16 protein-coding genes and 1 pseudogene are annotated in these 17,794 nt (G+C 44.8%); 5 read left to right on the top strand and 12 right to left on the bottom strand.

Annotated elements, in window-relative coordinates; genetic code table 11:
• Nucleotides 1-405 precede the first annotated feature (405 nt).
• Both SOHN41_RS12665 and SOHN41_RS12660 read right to left on the bottom strand, forming a co-directional pair.
• Nucleotides 406-1,056: a HutD family protein gene (locus SOHN41_RS12665; RefSeq protein ID WP_037459046.1), complete on the bottom strand. Its 651-nt coding sequence runs from the start codon at nucleotides 1,054-1,056 to the stop codon at nucleotides 406-408.
• Between the two features lie 196 nt (nucleotides 1,057-1,252).
• Complete coding sequence (locus tag SOHN41_RS12660; RefSeq protein WP_037459058.1) at nucleotides 1,253-1,678, bottom strand: copper resistance protein NlpE; 426 nt, start codon at nucleotides 1,676-1,678, stop codon at nucleotides 1,253-1,255.
• 417 nt (nucleotides 1,679-2,095) lie between these two features.
• On the opposite strand from SOHN41_RS12660, the gene SOHN41_RS12655 reads away from it, so the two are divergent.
• The 4 genes from SOHN41_RS12655 (at nucleotide 2,096) to SOHN41_RS12640 (ending at nucleotide 6,346) form a co-directional block, all read left to right on the top strand.
• The gene (locus SOHN41_RS12655; RefSeq protein WP_007649545.1) at nucleotides 2,096-3,457 is read left to right on the top strand and encodes a GAF domain-containing sensor histidine kinase; all 1,362 of its coding nucleotides are present in this window, start codon (nucleotides 2,096-2,098) and stop codon (nucleotides 3,455-3,457) included.
• A gap of 344 nt (nucleotides 3,458-3,801) precedes the next feature.
• Nucleotides 3,802-4,692, top strand: coding sequence for a glucose-1-phosphate thymidylyltransferase RfbA (gene rfbA, locus SOHN41_RS12650; protein WP_007649540.1), 891 nt, complete (start codon nucleotides 3,802-3,804; stop codon nucleotides 4,690-4,692).
• Nucleotides 4,679-5,218, top strand: a complete 540-nt coding sequence (gene rfbC, locus SOHN41_RS12645; protein ID WP_007649538.1) for a dTDP-4-dehydrorhamnose 3,5-epimerase — start codon at nucleotides 4,679-4,681, stop codon at nucleotides 5,216-5,218. Before rfbA ends, rfbC begins: the two co-directional genes overlap by 14 nt.
• Nucleotides 5,219-5,251: 33 nt before the next feature.
• Nucleotides 5,252-6,346 (top strand): NADH:flavin oxidoreductase/NADH oxidase, encoded by a 1,095-nt coding sequence (locus SOHN41_RS12640; protein WP_007649536.1) that lies wholly within the window; start codon nucleotides 5,252-5,254, stop codon nucleotides 6,344-6,346.
• A 120-nt stretch (nucleotides 6,347-6,466) separates the two neighbouring features.
• Here the strand turns inward: SOHN41_RS12640 and SOHN41_RS12635 are convergent, their stop codons facing one another.
• The 6 genes from SOHN41_RS12635 to panB form a co-directional block, all read right to left on the bottom strand.
• Nucleotides 6,467-8,806: a YjbH domain-containing protein gene (locus SOHN41_RS12635; protein WP_007649534.1), complete on the bottom strand. Its 2,340-nt coding sequence runs from the start codon at nucleotides 8,804-8,806 to the stop codon at nucleotides 6,467-6,469.
• A complete protein-coding gene (locus SOHN41_RS12630) occupies nucleotides 8,806-9,591 on the bottom strand; it encodes a capsule biosynthesis GfcC family protein (protein ID WP_007649532.1) in 786 nt (261 codons plus the stop codon). The genes SOHN41_RS12635 and SOHN41_RS12630 overlap by 1 nt, the downstream gene beginning before the upstream one ends.
• A gap of 10 nt (nucleotides 9,592-9,601) precedes the next feature.
• A complete protein-coding gene (locus tag SOHN41_RS12625; protein WP_037459043.1) occupies nucleotides 9,602-10,312 on the bottom strand; it encodes a YjbF family lipoprotein in 711 nt (236 codons plus the stop codon).
• A gap of 147 nt (nucleotides 10,313-10,459) precedes the next feature.
• Entirely contained in the window at nucleotides 10,460-10,708 is a 249-nt protein-coding gene (locus SOHN41_RS12620) for a hypothetical protein (RefSeq protein WP_007649529.1), read from the bottom strand.
• 245 nt (nucleotides 10,709-10,953) lie between these two features.
• Nucleotides 10,954-12,105: a patatin-like phospholipase family protein gene (locus SOHN41_RS12615; RefSeq protein ID WP_007649527.1), complete on the bottom strand. Its 1,152-nt coding sequence runs from the start codon at nucleotides 12,103-12,105 to the stop codon at nucleotides 10,954-10,956.
• 136 nt (nucleotides 12,106-12,241) lie between these two features.
• Complete coding sequence (gene panB, locus SOHN41_RS12610; RefSeq protein WP_007649525.1) at nucleotides 12,242-13,084, bottom strand: 3-methyl-2-oxobutanoate hydroxymethyltransferase; 843 nt, start codon at nucleotides 13,082-13,084, stop codon at nucleotides 12,242-12,244.
• A 188-nt stretch (nucleotides 13,085-13,272) separates the two neighbouring features.
• Between panB and SOHN41_RS12605 the strand changes: the two genes are divergently transcribed.
• Nucleotides 13,273-14,154, top strand: a complete 882-nt coding sequence (locus tag SOHN41_RS12605) for an AraC family transcriptional regulator (RefSeq protein ID WP_007649523.1) — start codon at nucleotides 13,273-13,275, stop codon at nucleotides 14,152-14,154.
• 95 nt (nucleotides 14,155-14,249) lie between these two features.
• Here SOHN41_RS12605 and SOHN41_RS12600 read toward each other — a convergent pair.
• The 4 genes and pseudogenes from SOHN41_RS12600 to tsaA all read right to left on the bottom strand — a co-directional run bounded on the left by SOHN41_RS12600 (nucleotide 14,250) and on the right by tsaA (nucleotide 17,698).
• Nucleotides 14,250-15,966 (bottom strand): annotated as a pseudogene (locus SOHN41_RS12600) (proline--tRNA ligase).
• Between the two features lie 61 nt (nucleotides 15,967-16,027).
• Nucleotides 16,028-16,228 carry a hypothetical protein gene (locus SOHN41_RS20110; RefSeq protein WP_139058378.1) on the bottom strand — a complete coding sequence of 67 codons (201 nt, stop codon included), beginning with the start codon at nucleotides 16,226-16,228 and terminating at the stop codon, nucleotides 16,028-16,030.
• 117 nt (nucleotides 16,229-16,345) lie between these two features.
• Nucleotides 16,346-16,963: an acyltransferase gene (locus SOHN41_RS12595; RefSeq protein WP_007649518.1), complete on the bottom strand. Its 618-nt coding sequence runs from the start codon at nucleotides 16,961-16,963 to the stop codon at nucleotides 16,346-16,348.
• Nucleotides 16,964-17,698 (bottom strand): tRNA (N6-threonylcarbamoyladenosine(37)-N6)-methyltransferase TrmO, encoded by a 735-nt coding sequence (gene tsaA, locus SOHN41_RS12590; protein WP_007649517.1) that lies wholly within the window; start codon nucleotides 17,696-17,698, stop codon nucleotides 16,964-16,966.
• Between the last annotated feature and the right edge of the window lie 96 nt (nucleotides 17,699-17,794).

Genomic DNA, 17,794 nt, shown 5'->3' with positions numbered 1-17,794 from the left:
TGCCTACGGCTAAATTATGTTGTTTTCACTGCCATAGGCGTTAGTTCTTTTACCCCTCATGTTTGGGGTTTATCACTATGGTCGATTCGAGTTTGTCCGTTAGGTGTAGCCGCATTGGGTAAAATCAAATTAACATTGGTGTTAGAAGCTAACTAGGTTGTACGACTGGTTTCGTCTTAATATCCTTTTTGAGGAAGTGTTATACCTAGGAAGTTGAGCTTCTCGGACACTCGCAAACTCGCTGTTAGGGTCTAGGCATGCTGCTTTGCGGCTACAAAACGTCACTGCATGACTCTCGGATAACAGAACGGACTTCACCCTGACGGGAAGCTAGCTTGCAAGTGTTTAGTAATCCGTATCCGTAAACGAAGTGTTCAGTCATCGAGGAACCTTGTTTCGCCACTTCTAGGATGTCGCTTTGCTCCTGCTAAGGGTAATGTGGAGCCATTGGGTTGGGTTATCGCTTTTGAAATTGAGTGATTCGCCATGGGGGCAGAGCAATAAATCGTAGCGTTCAAGCTGGGTTAAATGGCCATTCTGGTCCCATATAACGGGTTCTAAACACAAGAGTAATTGCAGTGGTATGCAAACGGTTTGCTCCTGTGTAGTGCCGAGCGTGTTTCTGTTTGAGCCATAGATAAAAGTGTCGTTAATGTAAATTTTTTCGATATTGGAGCTGTATCTGCCTCGTTTGGTCATAACATTAAAATCGAGAACTTGGTCATCCAGTAATTGGCTCTCAATTTGTGTTTCCCCCCTAAAATTAAAAGGGGCATCATTGGGAGTTAATATGGCGGCACTACCGAAATTATCCCCTTGAATATACAGTCTAAGTCCTGCACCTTCGAGCAAGCATAGTTGCCTATCTATGTCGATAAATTGTGAGAAAGGGCCGCTACTCGAAACCCTTGCTATGCTTATCCGATAATCAAAATTAGATAAATCCGCATTGGTTGGGGAAATAAGTAATTGTTTGGTACTTCCTCCGCCATTTTTCCATGGTGTTGATGGGCATTCTCGATAGCGAATAAGTTGCATGTTTTTTATCAAGATCATTCCTTTATTACATGGCTTGAAAGCGCAGAGTTAGGACGCTGCTTTGCAGCTACAGAGCGTCTTCGCATAACGACACGGGCTTCGCCCTTACGATTAAAAACAACGATTTAGCAATGTGAGCTTGCGAACATGCTGTTATCAGTGAACTCAGTGTTCTGTAAGCACCGCATTCCTCTTTTCCGGCGATCTATTCTTATCAATCTTTCTTCTTCAATACATAGTGTTCGGCAAGTTCGCCGGTAATGCGTTTGCCTTCAGTGTCTAACATTATGAGTTGATTTTCACCGACTAAATATTGGCTACCCTCGGAGAGAGTGATGTTGCGCCCTTGCGCATCCCAAACGGCGGTGCCTGTCACTTTGAAAATCCGGTCATCTTTGCCTAAATAAACGGTTTTTAGTTCGAAGCTGTTATCAGCCCGCAGGCTGATATGGGTTTGGATCCCCTCACAGCTTGCGCAGGGAACGACTCCTTCATATTCACCGGGCCAGTCGAGTGCATTTTTGTTGGTGTCGCCAAGGGGTTTTGTTTGTGCCGCTGCATTTACACTTGGCTGTGCTGGCTCTGAGCAGGCTGTAGTGAGCAGCGTGAAAAGAGCTATGATGAAGAGTGATTTGTTCATACTCGATCCCATTTTTTGAATAAAACCTAACATGTTGGTTGTTATCATACTCGGCAAAATATATTGAGCCAAACTTCTCTTATTATCATGTTATAACAATGTGTTAATTGCATTTTTATTGTTTATTTCGCCGATGGAGTTACCCTTGGTGAAGGTAAATTGTTGTCGTGATGACAGGCTCTTGTACTGATTTTTTTCACAGAATGGTTCGTTCTTTGGGTTGTATAACGACACTTCACTCCTCATCCCGCGAGCATAAACTTGCTAGAACGAACAAAATTTAATCTCAAAACATCAACATACCCTCATCACTTTCTAGATTGAATCTATACTAAAAACTGTCTCTTAGCGCTTGAGAGGTGGAGTTGTGGCGTTATCCCAAAACAATACAGAATCTTTAGGTGGATCAATATTATTATGACGCGCATGTTAGACAAAATCCTATTCGATGTGAGTAAGTCCCAAGTGATTGATCAGGGGGATTTAACACAGGCATCGCAGTTGATTGTGTCATCTGTCTGCAAGGGGCTTAATATTTCCCGTGCGGGGATTTGGTTGTGGAGTGGAGATCACCAAAGTATCCAGTGTTTTTTTCTGCTCGACAATGCGCGCGTACAGGAGCCATTAGCAATAACCCGCACCCAATATCCTCATTATTTCAGCTTGTTAGATACAGAACGCACCATAGTTGCTAATAGCACACAAACGGATCTTGCCACCCATGAGTTTTTGACTGGGTATCTACTGCCAAATCACATCACTTCAATGTTAGATAGCCCGATACGCCACCGTGGCAAGATGGTTGGGATTATTTGCTCAGAACATCAAGGTGAGCCCCGTGAGTGGACTCGGGATGAAAGAGTATTTGCTTCCGCGCTAGCCGATTTGTTTGCACGCGCAATGAGTGCTAAGGAAATTTTTGATTATCAACAACAATTAAAGGCAATCAATGCAGATCTTGAAAACCAAGTTGAGCATAGAACAAAAGAGTTAGAGGCGGCATTAGCTAATCTGAGCGCAACCCAAAGTCATCTCGTCGAGAACGAAAAAATGGCTGCACTCGGAAGCTTAGTCGCAGGGGTTACTCATGAAGTGAATACGCCATTGGGGATTGCGGTGACGTCGGTGACCCATTGTTTAGATGAGCTGGCATTATTGAAGGGATTTTTTGAGCGTAATGAGCTGGATGAAGATAAATTTTTAAGTTTTATCAATACCATGCAAGATGGCTTAGGGTTAATCGAACGTAATCTTTCGAGGGCAGTTGAGCTTGTACATAATTTTAAACGTACTGCGGCCGATCAATCAGTCCTGGAGCGGGAACGTTTTAATCTAAAGGCTTATATATTCCAAATTTTTAGTTCACTAAAACCTTTAATGCGTAAGAAAAATATCACCTTAACCGTTGAGTTGGATGACAATATTTTCATCGAGTCTTATCCCGGTGCGATTGCCCAAATATTTACTAACTTAGTGGCAAATAGCTTTCGCCATGGTTTTCCTGATGATTTTTATGGAGATAAAGAAATCACTGTTCGGGTTGACAAGTTCAATCAACAAATTCGAATGATGTATCAGGATAACGGTGTGGGTATGTCCGATGAGATTAAGGCGAAGGCGTTTGAGCCCTTTTTCACTACCGCGCGTAAGGACGGCGGCACAGGGCTTGGCATGTCCATTATTTATAATCTGGTGACTCAGAAATTAAATGGCAGTATTTTGCTTACTTCCCATCCCAATCAAGGGGTAAAAGTCGAAATTCAGATCCCAGAGCGGTAAATAGGACGACCTTCGACCCGTGAGAGACTTGGACTCTTCGCTTTAGAATCTAGGAACGCCGCTTTGCGGCTACAGAACGTCACTGCGTGACTTACGGTGTACAGCACGGACTTCGCCCTGACGGTGAGTGAGCTTGCGAGTGTTCCGTCAACCGTAAACGAAGTGTTCTGTAATCTAGGACATTGCTGCGCAACTGCTAGAACGCTACGCTGCTAGAACCTAGAACCTAGAACCTAGAACCTAGAACCTAGAACCTAGCTAGGCCTTTGGTTAGTCTGCTTTTCCCTGCGTTTGTATGCTACAATCTTTGCACTTCAGTTGATTCACTAATCCTAGATATATCAATGAGAAAAGGCATTTTACTGGCGGGTGGCACTGGCTCTCGGCTATATCCTATGACGCAGGTTGTGTGTAAGCAACTGCTGCCAATCTATGATAAACCTATGATTTATTATCCCCTTGTCACCCTAATGCAGGCCGGTATTCGGGAAATATTGATCATTTGCACTCCCCATGATTTGCCTCTTTTCCGAGCCCTGTTAGGGGATGGTACCCGTTGGGGGATTAGACTCGAGTATGCCGAGCAGTTGGCGCCAAAGGGGTTGGCTGAGGCATTAATGATTGCCGAGTCCTTTTTAGCAGGTAAATCATGTGCGTTCATCTTAGGTGATAACTTATTTTATGGTCAGCATCTTAGCGCAAACCTACAGAAAGCATTACAAATGCAATCGGGTGCGACTGTCTTTGGCTATCATGTCGCCAACCCTAATGCCTATGGTGTCGTTGAATTTGATCACTTAGGGAAAGCCATTTCAATCGAAGAAAAACCCTTAGCGGCGCGGTCTTCCTATGCGATCCCTGGATTGTATTTTTTTGATAGTCGAGCCTGTGATTTTGCCAAGAGTGTGCATCCTTCGGCGCGGGGAGAGTTGGAGATTGTCGATGTGATCAGTCGCTATTTGAGTTTAGGTGAGCTACAGGTTGAGATTATGGGGCGAGGAACCGCCTGGCTTGATACTGGGACGCCCGACGCTATGGCTGAAGCAACACAATTTGTTGCCGCGATCGAAAAACGGCAAGGGCTAAAAATCAATTGCCCTGAAGAAACAGCATTTTATCTCGGCTGGATTAATGCTGAACAGCTACAAGCATTAGCGCAACCTTTATTGAAAAGTGGTTATGGTGAGTATTTATTAGGACTGCTTAATAAACAGGTATTTAATGAAGTGTATTGAAACTGAGCTAGCAGAGGTGCTGGTATTTGAGCCCCAGGTATTTGGTGATGAACGCGGCTTTTTTATGGAAACCTTTAGGCAATCCTATTTTGATGATTGCCTTGCCAATCGAGGCCTCCCAGCCCCTGTTTTTGTCCAGGAGAATCACAGCCGATCGCAGCAAAATGTCCTGCGGGGGTTACATTATCAATTGCTGCAACCCCAGGGCAAACTTGTGCGAGTTTGTGCGGGAAGTATTTTCGATGTTGCTGTGGATATTCGTAAAAACTCATCGACCTATGGGAAATGGGTTGGTCGAGTATTATCGGCCGATAATCATTTGCAAATGTGGATCCCACCCGGTTTTGCCCACGGTTTTTACGTGCTGAGTGATTATGCCGATGTGATTTACCGTTGCACCGATTATTACGCGCCGCAGGATGAATATGTGCTTGCTTGGGATCATGTCGATTTCGCCATAGATTGGCCTTTGCTTACCGCACCAATTTTATCGACGCGGGATAGCGACGCCAGTACGGCATCATAAAATCAATCAGGGTTTGTATTAAAAGGAATGACAATGAGTTTATTATTTTCGCCTTTAACCTTAGGACAACTCAAGTTAGCGAACCGCATAATCATTGCGCCTATGTGTCAGTATTCGGCAGAAAATGGCCAAACAACCGATTGGCATACGATTCACTTAGGGAGCATGGCATTATCGGGTGCGGGTATGCTCATTTTAGAGGCTACCGCCGTTTTGCCCAATGGCCGGATCTCCTATGCCGATTTAGGCCTGTGGGATGACAAAACGGAGGCTGCCTTAGATAAAACCCTCGAATCTATCCGCAAGTATTCAAATATGCCTATCGCGATACAACTCGCCCATGCGGGGCGTAAGGCATCAACTCGAAAACCTTGGGAAGGTGGCGGCACTATTGCCCCCGACCAACATAATGGTTGGCAGACGATAGCCCCTTCAGCATTGGCGTTTTATGAAGGCGTGGCGTTACCCCGTGCGATGACATTCGATGAGATTGATGAGCTTATATTGGCATTTGTCAGTTCGGCGCAAAGAGCGGAACGATTAGGGCTCGATGCGATTGAAATTCATGCTGCCCACGGTTATTTGCTGCATCAATTTTTATCCCCGTTATCGAACCAACGTACCGATAAATATGGTGGCAGTTTAGAGAATCGACTGAGCCTATTGTTGGCCGTGTTTGATGCAATTAAGGCGGTAATATCGCCTAAAATGGCGCTCGGTGTGCGGATTACTGCTACCGATTGGGTCGCTGGTGGTTGGGATTTAGCCCAAAGCCTAGTGTTGGCAAAAGCATTAGAGGCCCGAGATTGTGATTTTATCCATGTGAGTACTGGTGGGTTAAGTCCACTGCAACACATTCCTGTGGCAGAACACTTTCAAGTGCCTTTTGCCGAGGCTATTAAAGCTGAGGTTAATATGCCTGTGATTGCCGTGGGGTTAATCACTGATGCCAATAAAGCGGAAACGATTTTGGCACAGGGGCAGGCCGATGCTATCGCGCTCGCTCGCACTATGCTCTATGACCCACATTGGCCTTGGCATGCGGCAGCAACATTAGGTGCAACGGTCAAAGCGCCGCCACAGTACTTACGCTCATCGCCACATGGGATTAAATCACCAATAGAGTAAAGCGCTTAACTTGCTATTCATCTCTGGCATTGAGTTCGCGATTTTTTCAGTCATTTTTTATGGGAATAAAAAAACGGGCAAGAATTATCTTGCCCGTTTTTAGTTTTAACTAGGTACTTATTATTTCACTGGTTCAACACTCGGTCTGGTATTCCAAGGTGCGCGAGCATCTGTGACATCAAATAAGCTGTACTTACGACTAAGCATTTGACCACCGTCACGGGTCAGCGGTGACCAAGCTAACGTGGCACGACTGTGGGTTGACTTAATTGTCATTAAATCGAATGGAATAGAAATATAGAAACCCTTAGTAAAGCTACCTTCGCCGTATTCTTCCGCCGACAAATTAGTTTTAGTCGCAAAGGCTCCGACAATCACACCGCTATCAAACTGTTTCGAAAAACTGACCGTCACACCTTTATCTTCGGCGAGATATCGTCCAGCACTGACCGTCAGTAAGGTATTGGGGAACCACTCTGGCTGATAATAAGCCGTTGCATGCCCAGTCACTACCCCTGTTTGTACTCTGTATGCTTGATTAGTTTGCGGATCATATTGGTGTTCGTCACTAAAAAATCCTAACACACTGTCTGGATCTCGCTGTTTTGCATAGTTTATATCAAAACCGAATGCCCATTGGCTATTGAGTGGACGATAGAGAAACTCTGTCCCTACACCGCCATACATCATCTCCAAATAACCACCATAGGCTTGATAGGAAATATTATCGCTTAGGTTATCCATCCAAGTGAGTTGGAGATTGTTGATACGCACTGGATTATCGTGAACGTATTGGCGAATTAGTGTACGAACCCGTTTTAATTGAGTTCCATCTGAAGGAATTTCATATACAAATTTATCATAGTTATCATAAAGATTTAGATAAATGGTACTGCCAAATTCAAAATTATCAGTAAACTTGTAGTTTGCACTACCAGTCAATCCAATATTGAACATATAGAAACCTTCATTACCGCCGAAGGATTGCACCATGCTGGGGACGACATTAAAACTTAATTTATTTAACCAATCGTCATCGACTCGGGTGACTAATTCGCCTTGAGGTAGCCTTGGGACAATAACTTGACTCGCATCACTAACCTTAGCATTGAGATAACCAAAGCTGGCAACTTTAGCAAACTTTTCAGCATCGATAAGCGTTTCTGTAATGGGTTGGTTATAGTGGGTCTCAATTAAGCGGTATTCTTTGATTTGAGTTAGAGTACTATTATTGGCGAGTATAGTTGCGGCTCTTTGATGGGCCTCATTTCTATCACGAAACTTAGTTTGTTCACCAATGACAGTAATAGTGTCGGTATCGAGATAAATCTTGGCATTGTTGTAGCCTGCAATAGTTTGCAGATCTTCAGCGACCTTGTTCCAATCAACAGCTGAGTTTGCTATTGGTTGCACCATTAAATCGGTATGAGTCACTTCCACTTTGGTATCTAAGGTGGTTTTAGTCGGTTTTGTTGAAGGTTCAACACCGCTTAGTGGTAAATTGACGGTTTGCACCTGCGTTAACGGCGCGGCAGGGAGCGGCTTATATTTCGCGGCAGCAGGGTCACGCTTTATCTGAGTTAACGTATTAAAATTCGTTTGCAGACTAAAACCCAGTGTCCAAGTGTTGCCACGCTCATAACTTAAATGGAGGTCGCCCCAGTCTCCAAATCGATACAGTAAACCATAGTTGAATTTGCTGTCCTGTGGCATAGCAATACCACCACGTACAACGGGGAAGTCGGATTGATAGTCGTTGCCGTCGTATTCAAGCTTTAGACGCAGCGGATCCCATGGTGTTTGATACTCGACACCACCGAATAGTGCCGCACAGCCCTTAAACCAGCGTTGGTAATCGACTGTGCCGCCTTTGCCGCCAAAAGAAGTATCTCTATCGCAGTTGTAGTTGAGATCTTTTTTATCTGAAGTCAGATTACCGCTATTACCTATATAACCCCAGCCAATACCTAAGGTGAAGTCTAGTGGACCGACTCGTTTCGTCGCGGCAATAAACTCGCCATCGAATAACCCTGTACCACCAAAGTCGCGCACACCGAAAGATGTTTCTGGGAGCCAGTTTGTTTCTTCAAGCAACCGAACTTTAAAGTCGATACCTTTATCAGTGTACTTAGTGTTACCACTGAAATTGGGATCGTTACTATAGAGTAAATCCTGCACTTGGGTATAACGTACCGTGGTCTCAAACCAAGGAAACAGTTGTACTGAGGCAGTGAAGTGTTGGTAGTCGTCGTTATAGCTAGTGGCAAAATTAAACTCGCCTTCAGGGGCCATGCGGCCAGTTGGCATTTGCATTAGACCAACACCGCCAAAATCCGATTGCGAGGCTAAAAGTGTTGGATAGGAAAATTCATCTGCAGTTACTTGGAGTAATGGTAATAATGCCAAAGACAATGCAGATAATCGGCCTAAGGTATGGATTGAGTGGCTAGACTTTTTCATTACAGAGCCCGATTCCTGAGTAATTCAACAATGTTTTTATTCAGCTGAGTGTAGTCATCAAATAGACTTGAGAACTCAACGTAGAGACTCGCCCCAGGAGCAATATCTTGCTCTTGATGATTCCAATAGGCGATGGGTTGTTTAATTGCTTTACCATCGGGTTGAATTATCCATATCGTGCTTGTTTCTGCATTGCCGAGTAAACCTGCTTGTTTGAGATACTCTTTACTATCAATATTGGCTTGCCATTCATAACTTCCCATCTGCTCCACTGCACCTAATAGCGTGACTGTTGTTGGGCGAGGCGGTAAAACGAGTAGGAAGCGGCCATCAAGTACGGCGTTAAATGATTGATTGATTCGAATTAGATCAATATCCAAAGGTTGTATTACACGCTGTCCAAGTTTGATCTTTCGTATAAATTGCGCAAGTTTTGCGAGCTGAGCGATATAATGACTATCATCCGTTGCCTCTCCCATCTGGATGAGTTGGCTGAGCACTTGTTGGCGTTTTGTTTCTAAACTCGCCGTATTTTTGATATCAAGCAGTGCAGCGCCTAACCAATAGATAGGTACAACATTATTACTGCTGGATTTATTATGCATCGGAAGTTGTGTTAATCCATCACGTATCGCTTGTTCAATGCGTATTGCTTTTGGGTATGTGATTTCAATAAGCGTATTTTGGTCTGTAGATGATGTGATTAACAGTTGTGTTTCTGACTGAACTTGGTTAGACAAAAAAAAACTAAACAGCAGCGTCAGAGATGTTAAATAAGGTCTCATAATGTCTCCACTAAGACGCAAACGGCTTGAGTAATGTGATATCGATAAAAGGTAGATTTGGGGCTATTTTTTGATGGCTTTTAATTACTTTGCCATTATCAGGTTTTAACCAAAATTCATTTTGATATTGAATGTTAAGAGCTTCTACGGACACTAATTCGCTATAATGCAGTGTTGGTGTTGAAGTACCATTGATGACAATATTTTCTGCAGCGATAAATTCAAACTGAGAATTTACTTTGTAGCCGTAATGATAACCGGGTTGCCAATCAATGGTCCTAGTCCACGTTTTTGGGGTACTGCTCAGATGTAAGCCTAGGAGTAAGGGGTCTGGTTCTGTACTTTCTAGCCCAGCTAAATTACCCGTTAGAAAATTATGGGTTTTGACTAAACGACCGTTAACTGTGACTAACATACCATTATCAACAGAGAGCCATTTCAGTTCTGTTACTTTCGGTTTAGGACTAATAGGTGTCAAAGATATTTTAGGATCGGCAAAAGCTAAAACCACAAAAGACTGTGAACCATCTTCAACTTTGACATAAATACTGGCATAGGGGATGGCATTCACTTGTTCATTGGTGAGTTGAATATCTCCATCTTTGATGAAAGCAAATTTGACAGTATCGTTGAATGCACTAATTTTTTGACTGCAACCTGTCATGCCAACTAATACTGTAGAAAGGGTGAATAACGATGTTAGAGTTTTAGATATACGCATCCTAGCTTCTTATTTTCATTAGTAAAAATGGCTAAACATATCGATATTAGACTGAATTCAAGTCTATACACCAGCTTGACGTTTCTTTTTCCTTCAAAAAATAACCGCCATTAGGCGGTTATTTTATAAACTAAGTTGATTTACTAACTAGTTGGTATAGGTAACAGTGTTAACGGTACCTGTGATTGGGTTACCATCTGCATCATTTCCAATTACTACAACAGTGGCAATCACTACACCAACACCAATAGATGTTGCAACTAGAGTGCCCACACTAAGAGTTGATACATCAAAGCCTGCAGCAGTACCATCAACAACTGCAGTAGTATCAGCATTTGCAGCAACTGAAGTAAACATTGAAAGTGCAGCAATAAGTGCTAGTGAAGTTTTTTTCATCTTGATTCCCTTTTAGAAAAAAGTTAAGTGATTTTTAGCTAATCTAGTAGAACATGATAGGGGATACTAGCTAAATGATCAATCTTAAATCCTCAAGAGGATTCAGGCTTTCGATTGAAATTTTACTTAACACTGACTAAGCCCATTTATTTTAATGGGCTATATTATTCAAATTGAGCATGAACACGCCATAGAAACTTGTCATTATAAATCAGCTTCAGCCCATGAGTTCTGCATCATAGCTGTTAGCGATGAGATTCAGCGCTATTTTCTGACTTTAAACCAAAAAACGCTTTAAATTCGTCAATTTGCTCCATGGCATCTTTGTAGCCTAGGTCGATCAATGCGCTGGTATAGGTTTTTTCGAATAATAGGTAGGACACAATACTCGAGTCTGATTGCCTATCTATACCGATAAAACCGAGTAAGGTTTTAATGGCCCAGGGCATATCGTCGTAGAAACGTGCCGCTATCTTACTTAAATCTTCGCTTGGCTTGATCACTAAGGTCTTTATGGGTTGTAAGGAGAGTTGAGTTCGACTCGCTTCAGGGATAAGACTCAGGGTGTGATTAATGCGCTGCAACCGTTCAAGATCGCTATTTAAGGTATCAGAAAAGATAGTGTCGAGTAGATGGCCTGCAATCGTGGCTGTTTTCGGATGATATTCCAGTTCCATCGGGTAATGTTTGTGGGGGCTATCCAAATTTATGACCAATAACCTACTCGCACCTAAATGAATGGGGCTAGACAGTGGTGCAAGCTGGTGGACCGAACCATCACCATAATATGCTTGGTTAAGTTTAATCGATGGGAACACCATAGGAATCGCGGAACTGGCGAGTAAATGCTCTGTGTTGAGCATCATGCGTTCGCCGCTGCGCCTCGCCCTAGTCCAATTTTCGATATCCCTTGAGGCTTGAAAAAAGGTGACTGAGCGGGAGTTGTTATAACAGGAGGCATCCACACTGAGGGCCGTGAGGGCACCACTGCGAATATTGCGATCGATGCGTTTAAAGTCGATAAGCTCATTTAGCAGAGTTCGCAGCGGGTCGTTATCCAGCAAGCTACCCGCATCGGTATTGACTTTATCATCCTGCATTCCCTTGAGTGCCATTTTGGCTAAGTGACTCAACACCCCCGCAATCGAGGCGCGATACACTTTTCGGGTTTCAAAATGTCGCCATACCCATTCGAGTTTTTTTACACCAAGGTGAAAACAAGAGGCGTGGGTCGCAATCGACGTGCCATTTATCGCGCCAGCAGAAGTACCACAGATGATTTTAAAAGGGATGCCGTGATTGCGGGGATATAGCTGGACCAGTGCTTTTAACACGCCGACTTGGTAGGCGGCCCTTGCGCCGCCGCCACCTAAGACTAATGCAGTTGATGTAGGCAATCTCAAGACTCAATTTATTGTTTTAATAGTTTTATTAAAGCAACGCCCCTCTATAAAAAGCAAGTCAGTAGACTCAATTAGTTGTAAATTTCGGTTTAGGGTGCATTTGATGGCTAGGAGATTCCGTTTTTGGCAATTAATCCGCTGTAACCTTAGTCGTTTGGTTGAGGCCAAAGCAATGCTCCGCTGTTGGAAACTCAGCGGTTCTCACTTCTCTGGCGTATTCGGCGCAGGCGTGAGTGATTAAGGGGCCTAAGTCTATATAGCGTTTGGCAAATTTAGGTGTGTAGTTAGAAAATAGGCCTAAAATGTCCTCAGTCACGAGCACTTGGCCATCGCAGGTGGGTGAGGCGCCAATGCCTATTACGGGGATTGAGACTTCCGTCGTCACTGTGCGCGCCGCGAGTTCGGACGTGCCTTCAATCAGGATGCTAAACGCGCCTGCTTGCTCAAAGTCTTTCGCTAAACTAACGAGGGCTTCGATGGCGGCAGCATCTCTTGCTTGGGTTTTAAATCCACCTAATTGATTGACGTGTTGCGGCATCAATCCTATGTGTGGCATCACAGGGATCCCTCGCTGGGTTAAAAAGCGAGTGGTGTCTAGCATCTCTGCGCCCCCTTCGAGTTTTACTGCCTGCGCGCCAGTACGTATTAATACTTGGCTGGCATGTCTGAAGGCTTGCTGAGGCGATTCTTGATAACTTCCAAAGGGCATATCGATAATGACGCAGGCATGTGCTGCACCGCGAGTGACAGCAAGACCATGATTAATCATCATTTCTAAGGTAACCCCAAGTGTAGAGTCTTGCCCATAAACCACCATGCCAACGGAGTCGCCGACGATAATCATATCCACATGGGGATCGATAAGTTCTGCCATCGGTTTTCCATAGGCTGTGAGGGCTACTATTGGCGTTTTACCTTTCATTTTTTGTAAGGTAACGGGCGTTATGCGATTTTTATTCAGGTGGATGCTCATGTCATCTCCAATTCGTTAAATCTGAGAGGGCATATTAGCGCTTGTTGTTTTGGCTTTGACTCGATAGATTGACTTAATATCTAGATAAAAAGACATTTCTATACATAAAGGTGCTTCTATATAAAGAGGCGTTTCTATGCGGAAGAGACTCGATAATACGAAAAGAAACTGCGATATAAAAAATCACCTTGGGCGATAACACCTTGAATCAAGTCACTGACACGCATTTATCTCAGCAGCATATGACTCTGCATACTCAGGTCGCACCTTCACGTTTAGCCGCCGCAGGGCTAAGCGCGTCTATTATGTTGCTTAAGCGAGCACTCAAGCCGTTTGAACATGTACAGCGCCATCGTCATCCTTGGGGACAAGTCATTTATGCCAGCCAAGGCGTGTTGAGTGTGATTACGCCTGCTGGGCATTACATTGTGCCGCCTGAACAAGCTGTGTGGGTGCCTCCCTTTGTCGATCATGAGGTTATCGCGCTAGCTCAGGTGCAATTGAGTAGTCTGTATTTGGATGAAACCCAGCTAGGCGGGTTTCCACCCGACTGTAGTTGTTTAAGTGTGAAGCCTGTTTTGCAGTTGTTATTGCAAGAGGCTAATACCTTAGTGAAGAGTGAGGCAGGGCTGATTGATCCTGATAATAAGGATAGTGTCATGCGGCTCTTGGTGGTGATCCGTGACTTTATGGTACTCGCTCCTAAGGTCGCCTTGGATTTACCTTACCCTAAGGATAAAAAGTTACTGCGCATTACAGAGGCTTTGCTTGCGGATCCAAGTGAGAAACGTACTTTGATGGATTGGCAGCGGGAGGTTGGCGCCTCGGCCCGCACGTTAGCGAGATTATTCAAACAGCAAACAGGGCTGAGTTATAGCCAATGGTTGCAAAGGCTTAGATTGCAGGTGGCGATTCAAATGCTCAGTCGAGGTGAATCTGTGCTCACTACCGCATTATCCTTGGGTTATGCCTCGGGTTCAGCCTTTGGTTATATGTTTAAGCAGTTGATGGGCGTTGCCCCGAGTCAGTACCTGTTAGCGCAAAATACCTTGCCCAAAATACAGCAGTAACAAGCCGCATTATAGCCAATAAAAAACGCACTTAAGCGGGACTTAAGTGCGTTTCGTTTTGATCTTTTAAGCTTTTCTACATTTCGCGTTGAGGCTTAGCCTTTAACTGCGTTTTTCAGGAAGTCGAGCAATTGATCAAATGGAATATCTTGCTTCTCACCGGTGCGGCGGTTTTTGTATTCAAATACGCCGGCGTCGATATTGCGATCACCAATTACCACAGTATGTGGAATACCAATGAGTTCCATATCGGCGAACATCACGCCTGGACGTTCTTTACGGTCATCCAGCAGCACATCGATACCCGCTTCGCTTAAGTCTTTGTATAACTGCTCGGCGATATCGGTTACTCGGTGTGACTTGTGCATATTCATTGGCAGAATGCCCACACTGAAAGGCGCAATGGCTTCTGGCCATACGATGCCACGGTCATCGAAGTTTTGCTCAATTGCTGCTGCCACGATACGGCTCACGCCCACACCGTAACAACCCATCAGCAGCACCTGTGATTTACCGTTCTCATCGAGCACAGTTGCGTTCATCGATTTAGAGTAGTTAGTGCCGAGTTGGAAGATATGACCCACTTCGATACCCGCGTGCCATGGCGTAAGTACCTAAACCATCAGGTGTTGGCTCGCCTTCAACCACGTTACGAATATCGGCAACTTGTACGAGCGGCAGATCGCGCTCCCAGTTGATGCCAAAGTAGTGTTTATCATCGACGTTAGCACCTGCGGCGAAGTCGCTCATTACGCTGACGCTATGGTCGATGATGATTGGCATATTCAGGCCAACTGGGCCTAATGAGCCAGGACCTGCGCCAATGGCGTCACGGATCAGCGCCTCTGGGGCGAATTCTAATGGTGATGCCACTAAATCTAACTTGTCTGCCTTGATTTCGTTCAGCTCATGGTCGCCACGTACAATTAATGCCACTAGCGGAGCGGCTTCGGTTGCACCTTTAACAATCAAGGTTTTTACTGTTTTAGTGATATCTAAACCAAATTGCTCAACTAACTCGGCAATGGTTTTGGCATTAGGAGTATCGACTAAACGTAATTCTTCAGTCGCTGCGCCGCGTGTTTCGGTCGGCATTGGCGATTCGGCTTTCTCGATGTTAGCGGCATAATCGCTGCCAGTAGAGTAGGCAATTAAGTCTTCACCGCTTTGCGCCAGCACATGGAACTCGTGTGACATGCTGCCACCGATAGAACCTGTATCGGCTAATACGGGGCGGAAGGCTAAACCCATACGCGACAGAATGTTGCTATAGGCTTGGTACATGGCCTCATAGGTTTCATTCATGGTATCCACGTCCAGATGGAAAGAATAAGCATCTTTCATCAGGAACTCGCGTGAACGCATAACCCCAAAGCGCGGGCGCACTTCGTCACGGAATTTCGTTTGAATTTGGTAAAGGTTCAGCGGTAATTGTTTATATGAGCTGACTTCTTTACGGATTAAGTCGGTGATCACTTCTTCGTGGGTTGGCCCCAGAACGAAGTCACGGTTGTGGCGATCCTTGAAGCGCAGCAATTCTGGACCAAATTTATCCCAACGACCCGTTTCTACCCACAAATCAGCCGGTTGTACCATAGGCATTAGTATTTCTATCGCGCCCGCTTTGTTCATTTCTTCACGAACAATGGCTTCGACTTTACGCAATACGCGCAGACCTGTGGGCAGGTAACTGTATAAGCCTGAGGCGTTACGGCGGATCATACCGGCACGTAACATTAATTGATGACTAATGACCTCTGCATTGGCAGGAGTTTCTTTTTGTGTTGATAGCAGGTACTTGCTGACGCGCATTACCGATGTCCAAATTTGAGTTGAATGGGCGCCATTTTATCACCTGCTTCGATGATGTCACCTATGGATTTAGGTTAAATTCAGTTAGCTGGGATACAAATAGCATTTTTAATGCTGGATAACGGATAACGGATAACGGATAACGGATAACGGATAACGGATAACGGATAACGGATAACGGATAACGGATAACGGATAACGGATAACGGATAACGGAGAGCGTAAGGGAAAGCGCTACTCTGCTAGAGCGTGACTTCGTCACTGCGAGTATCTATAAAAAATAATTTGATTTTCTGATGGGTTTTAATGCGCGGGTGACAGATATCAGGCATTGGCTCTACAGCCGGGTAGCGCTTTTGTTTCTCGATTCTGATGATGCTTACTTATCCCGTCTATCGCCGATCACTTTGGCGGGGTTGCCGGCGACTATCGCCCAGTCTGGGATATCTTTTGTCACTATACAGCCCATGCCGACCACGGCGTGATCGCCAATGGTGACGCCATCGACTATACCTGCTTGGGCACCAATCCACACATCTTTACCAATCACGATTCCTTTAGAATAGGAGGATTGTTGGTAAATTGGTGTGTCCGGCACCATGCCATGATTAAAAGCATAGATAGTGACATGGTTGGCAATGCGGGTTTGATCGCCAATCTGAATGCCCACTCGGCCGCCATCGAGGGAACAGCCGTGATTAATGGCAACTTCGTTACCGAGGGTGATTGGGCCATGCAAAAAACAGTCGGCGGCGATCATGCAGCGATTACCGATCTTGATATCGCGATTCGGCTCGGCAAATAACTGGGCTTCGGGTGCGATAAAACATTGCTCGCCTATTTGCACTGTTTCGAGGGCGCAAAGTGTGGCTTGGATTTCATCCTGCCAGGGTTTGGCCCAGGCTAAATGTTTCTCTTTTAAAGAAAAATATAGCCATGGCATCCAAGATAGACGCTTTTTATGTTGGCTTTGATAATCAGGCAAAGACGCAGACATTTAGCTACATTTTCCCGGTTCGAGAGCTAATACCAAGATGTATTCTTGACCATTATCATCGACCGCCATTTGCCAAAATACATCTAAATCATAGAGGGCGACTTGATATAACTTAGGATCATCTTTCGCTTTTTTATAGGCTGGCCGCGGATCTTGACCGAGTACGCCGCGGATCAGCAGGGCTAAATCTGTGTAGCTTTCCTGCTCGGCATAGCGTTCAATTTGGGTGCTGGCATGGGCAGAAAACACCACCGAAATTAAATGGGGTGCTTCCTGGGCGATCCCTCCTATCGCATCGGTGATGGAATCCGAGAAGGGAATATAGGGCTTGATATCAATAATCGGCGTGCCATCGAGGAGATCCATACCGGAAATTTCGAGGCATACTTTACCTTTACGCTGCACTACGCCGTGGAGTTTAACGACCGACTGACCAATGCCATTGGGCCTAAAAGTAGAGCGAGTCGCGAAAACACCGAGTTTTTCATTGCCACCTAAACGGGGTGGCCGCACTGTAGTTTTCCAACCTTGGGCAAGATTCTCATGGAAGCAAAAGAGTAACCACAGATGGGAATATTGCTCAATACCACGCACAGCGTCGATATGGTTCACATGGGGTTCGAGTTCGACATAGCCGCGGGCTTCAACCAGTCCGGGTTGCCTTGGGATGCCAAACTTTTGTTTATAGGGGGTACGGCATGTCGCGACGGCGACAATGTGATTGGTAAATGTCATGCAAAAAATTACCTAAAAGGGTAAGTATAACAACCGCCTAAACTCATTATTAAGCGGTTGCTATGGACAATCTCAGATCATTGAATCGCCAGCTGT

The sequence above is a fragment of the Shewanella sp. HN-41 genome (assembly GCF_000217915.1).
Taxonomy (GTDB): Bacteria; Pseudomonadota; Gammaproteobacteria; order Enterobacterales; family Shewanellaceae; genus Shewanella.
Note: the sequence above shows the minus strand (reverse complement) of the source record. Positions and strands in the feature narration are given on the sequence as shown.

Bases quoted from the DNA above. Each gene is read 5' to 3' on its own strand.
- SOHN41_RS12625 (WP_037459043.1), bottom strand. From the start codon at position 10,312: ATGCGTATATCTAAAACTCTAACATCGTTATTCACCCTTTCTACAGTA.
- SOHN41_RS12660 (WP_037459058.1), bottom strand. From the start codon at position 1,678: ATGAACAAATCACTCTTCATCATAGCTCTTTTCACGCTGCTCACTACA.
- rfbC (WP_007649538.1), top strand. From the start codon at position 4,679: ATGAAGTGTATTGAAACTGAGCTAGCAGAGGTGCTGGTATTTGAGCCC.
- SOHN41_RS12665 (WP_037459046.1), bottom strand. From the start codon at position 1,056: ATGATCTTGATAAAAAACATGCAACTTATTCGCTATCGAGAATGCCCA.
- SOHN41_RS12635 (WP_007649534.1), bottom strand. From the start codon at position 8,806: ATGAAAAAGTCTAGCCACTCAATCCATACCTTAGGCCGATTATCTGCA.
- panB (WP_007649525.1), bottom strand. From the start codon at position 13,084: ATGAGCATCCACCTGAATAAAAATCGCATAACGCCCGTTACCTTACAA.
- tsaA (WP_007649517.1), bottom strand. From the start codon at position 17,698: ATGACATTTACCAATCACATTGTCGCCGTCGCGACATGCCGTACCCCC.
- SOHN41_RS12630 (WP_007649532.1), bottom strand. From the start codon at position 9,591: ATGAGACCTTATTTAACATCTCTGACGCTGCTGTTTAGTTTTTTTTTG.
- SOHN41_RS12595 (WP_007649518.1), bottom strand. From the start codon at position 16,963: ATGTCTGCGTCTTTGCCTGATTATCAAAGCCAACATAAAAAGCGTCTA.
- SOHN41_RS12655 (WP_007649545.1), top strand. From the start codon at position 2,096: ATGACGCGCATGTTAGACAAAATCCTATTCGATGTGAGTAAGTCCCAA.
- SOHN41_RS12640 (WP_007649536.1), top strand. From the start codon at position 5,252: ATGAGTTTATTATTTTCGCCTTTAACCTTAGGACAACTCAAGTTAGCG.
- SOHN41_RS12620 (WP_007649529.1), bottom strand. From the start codon at position 10,708: ATGAAAAAAACTTCACTAGCACTTATTGCTGCACTTTCAATGTTTACT.
- rfbA (WP_007649540.1), top strand. From the start codon at position 3,802: ATGAGAAAAGGCATTTTACTGGCGGGTGGCACTGGCTCTCGGCTATAT.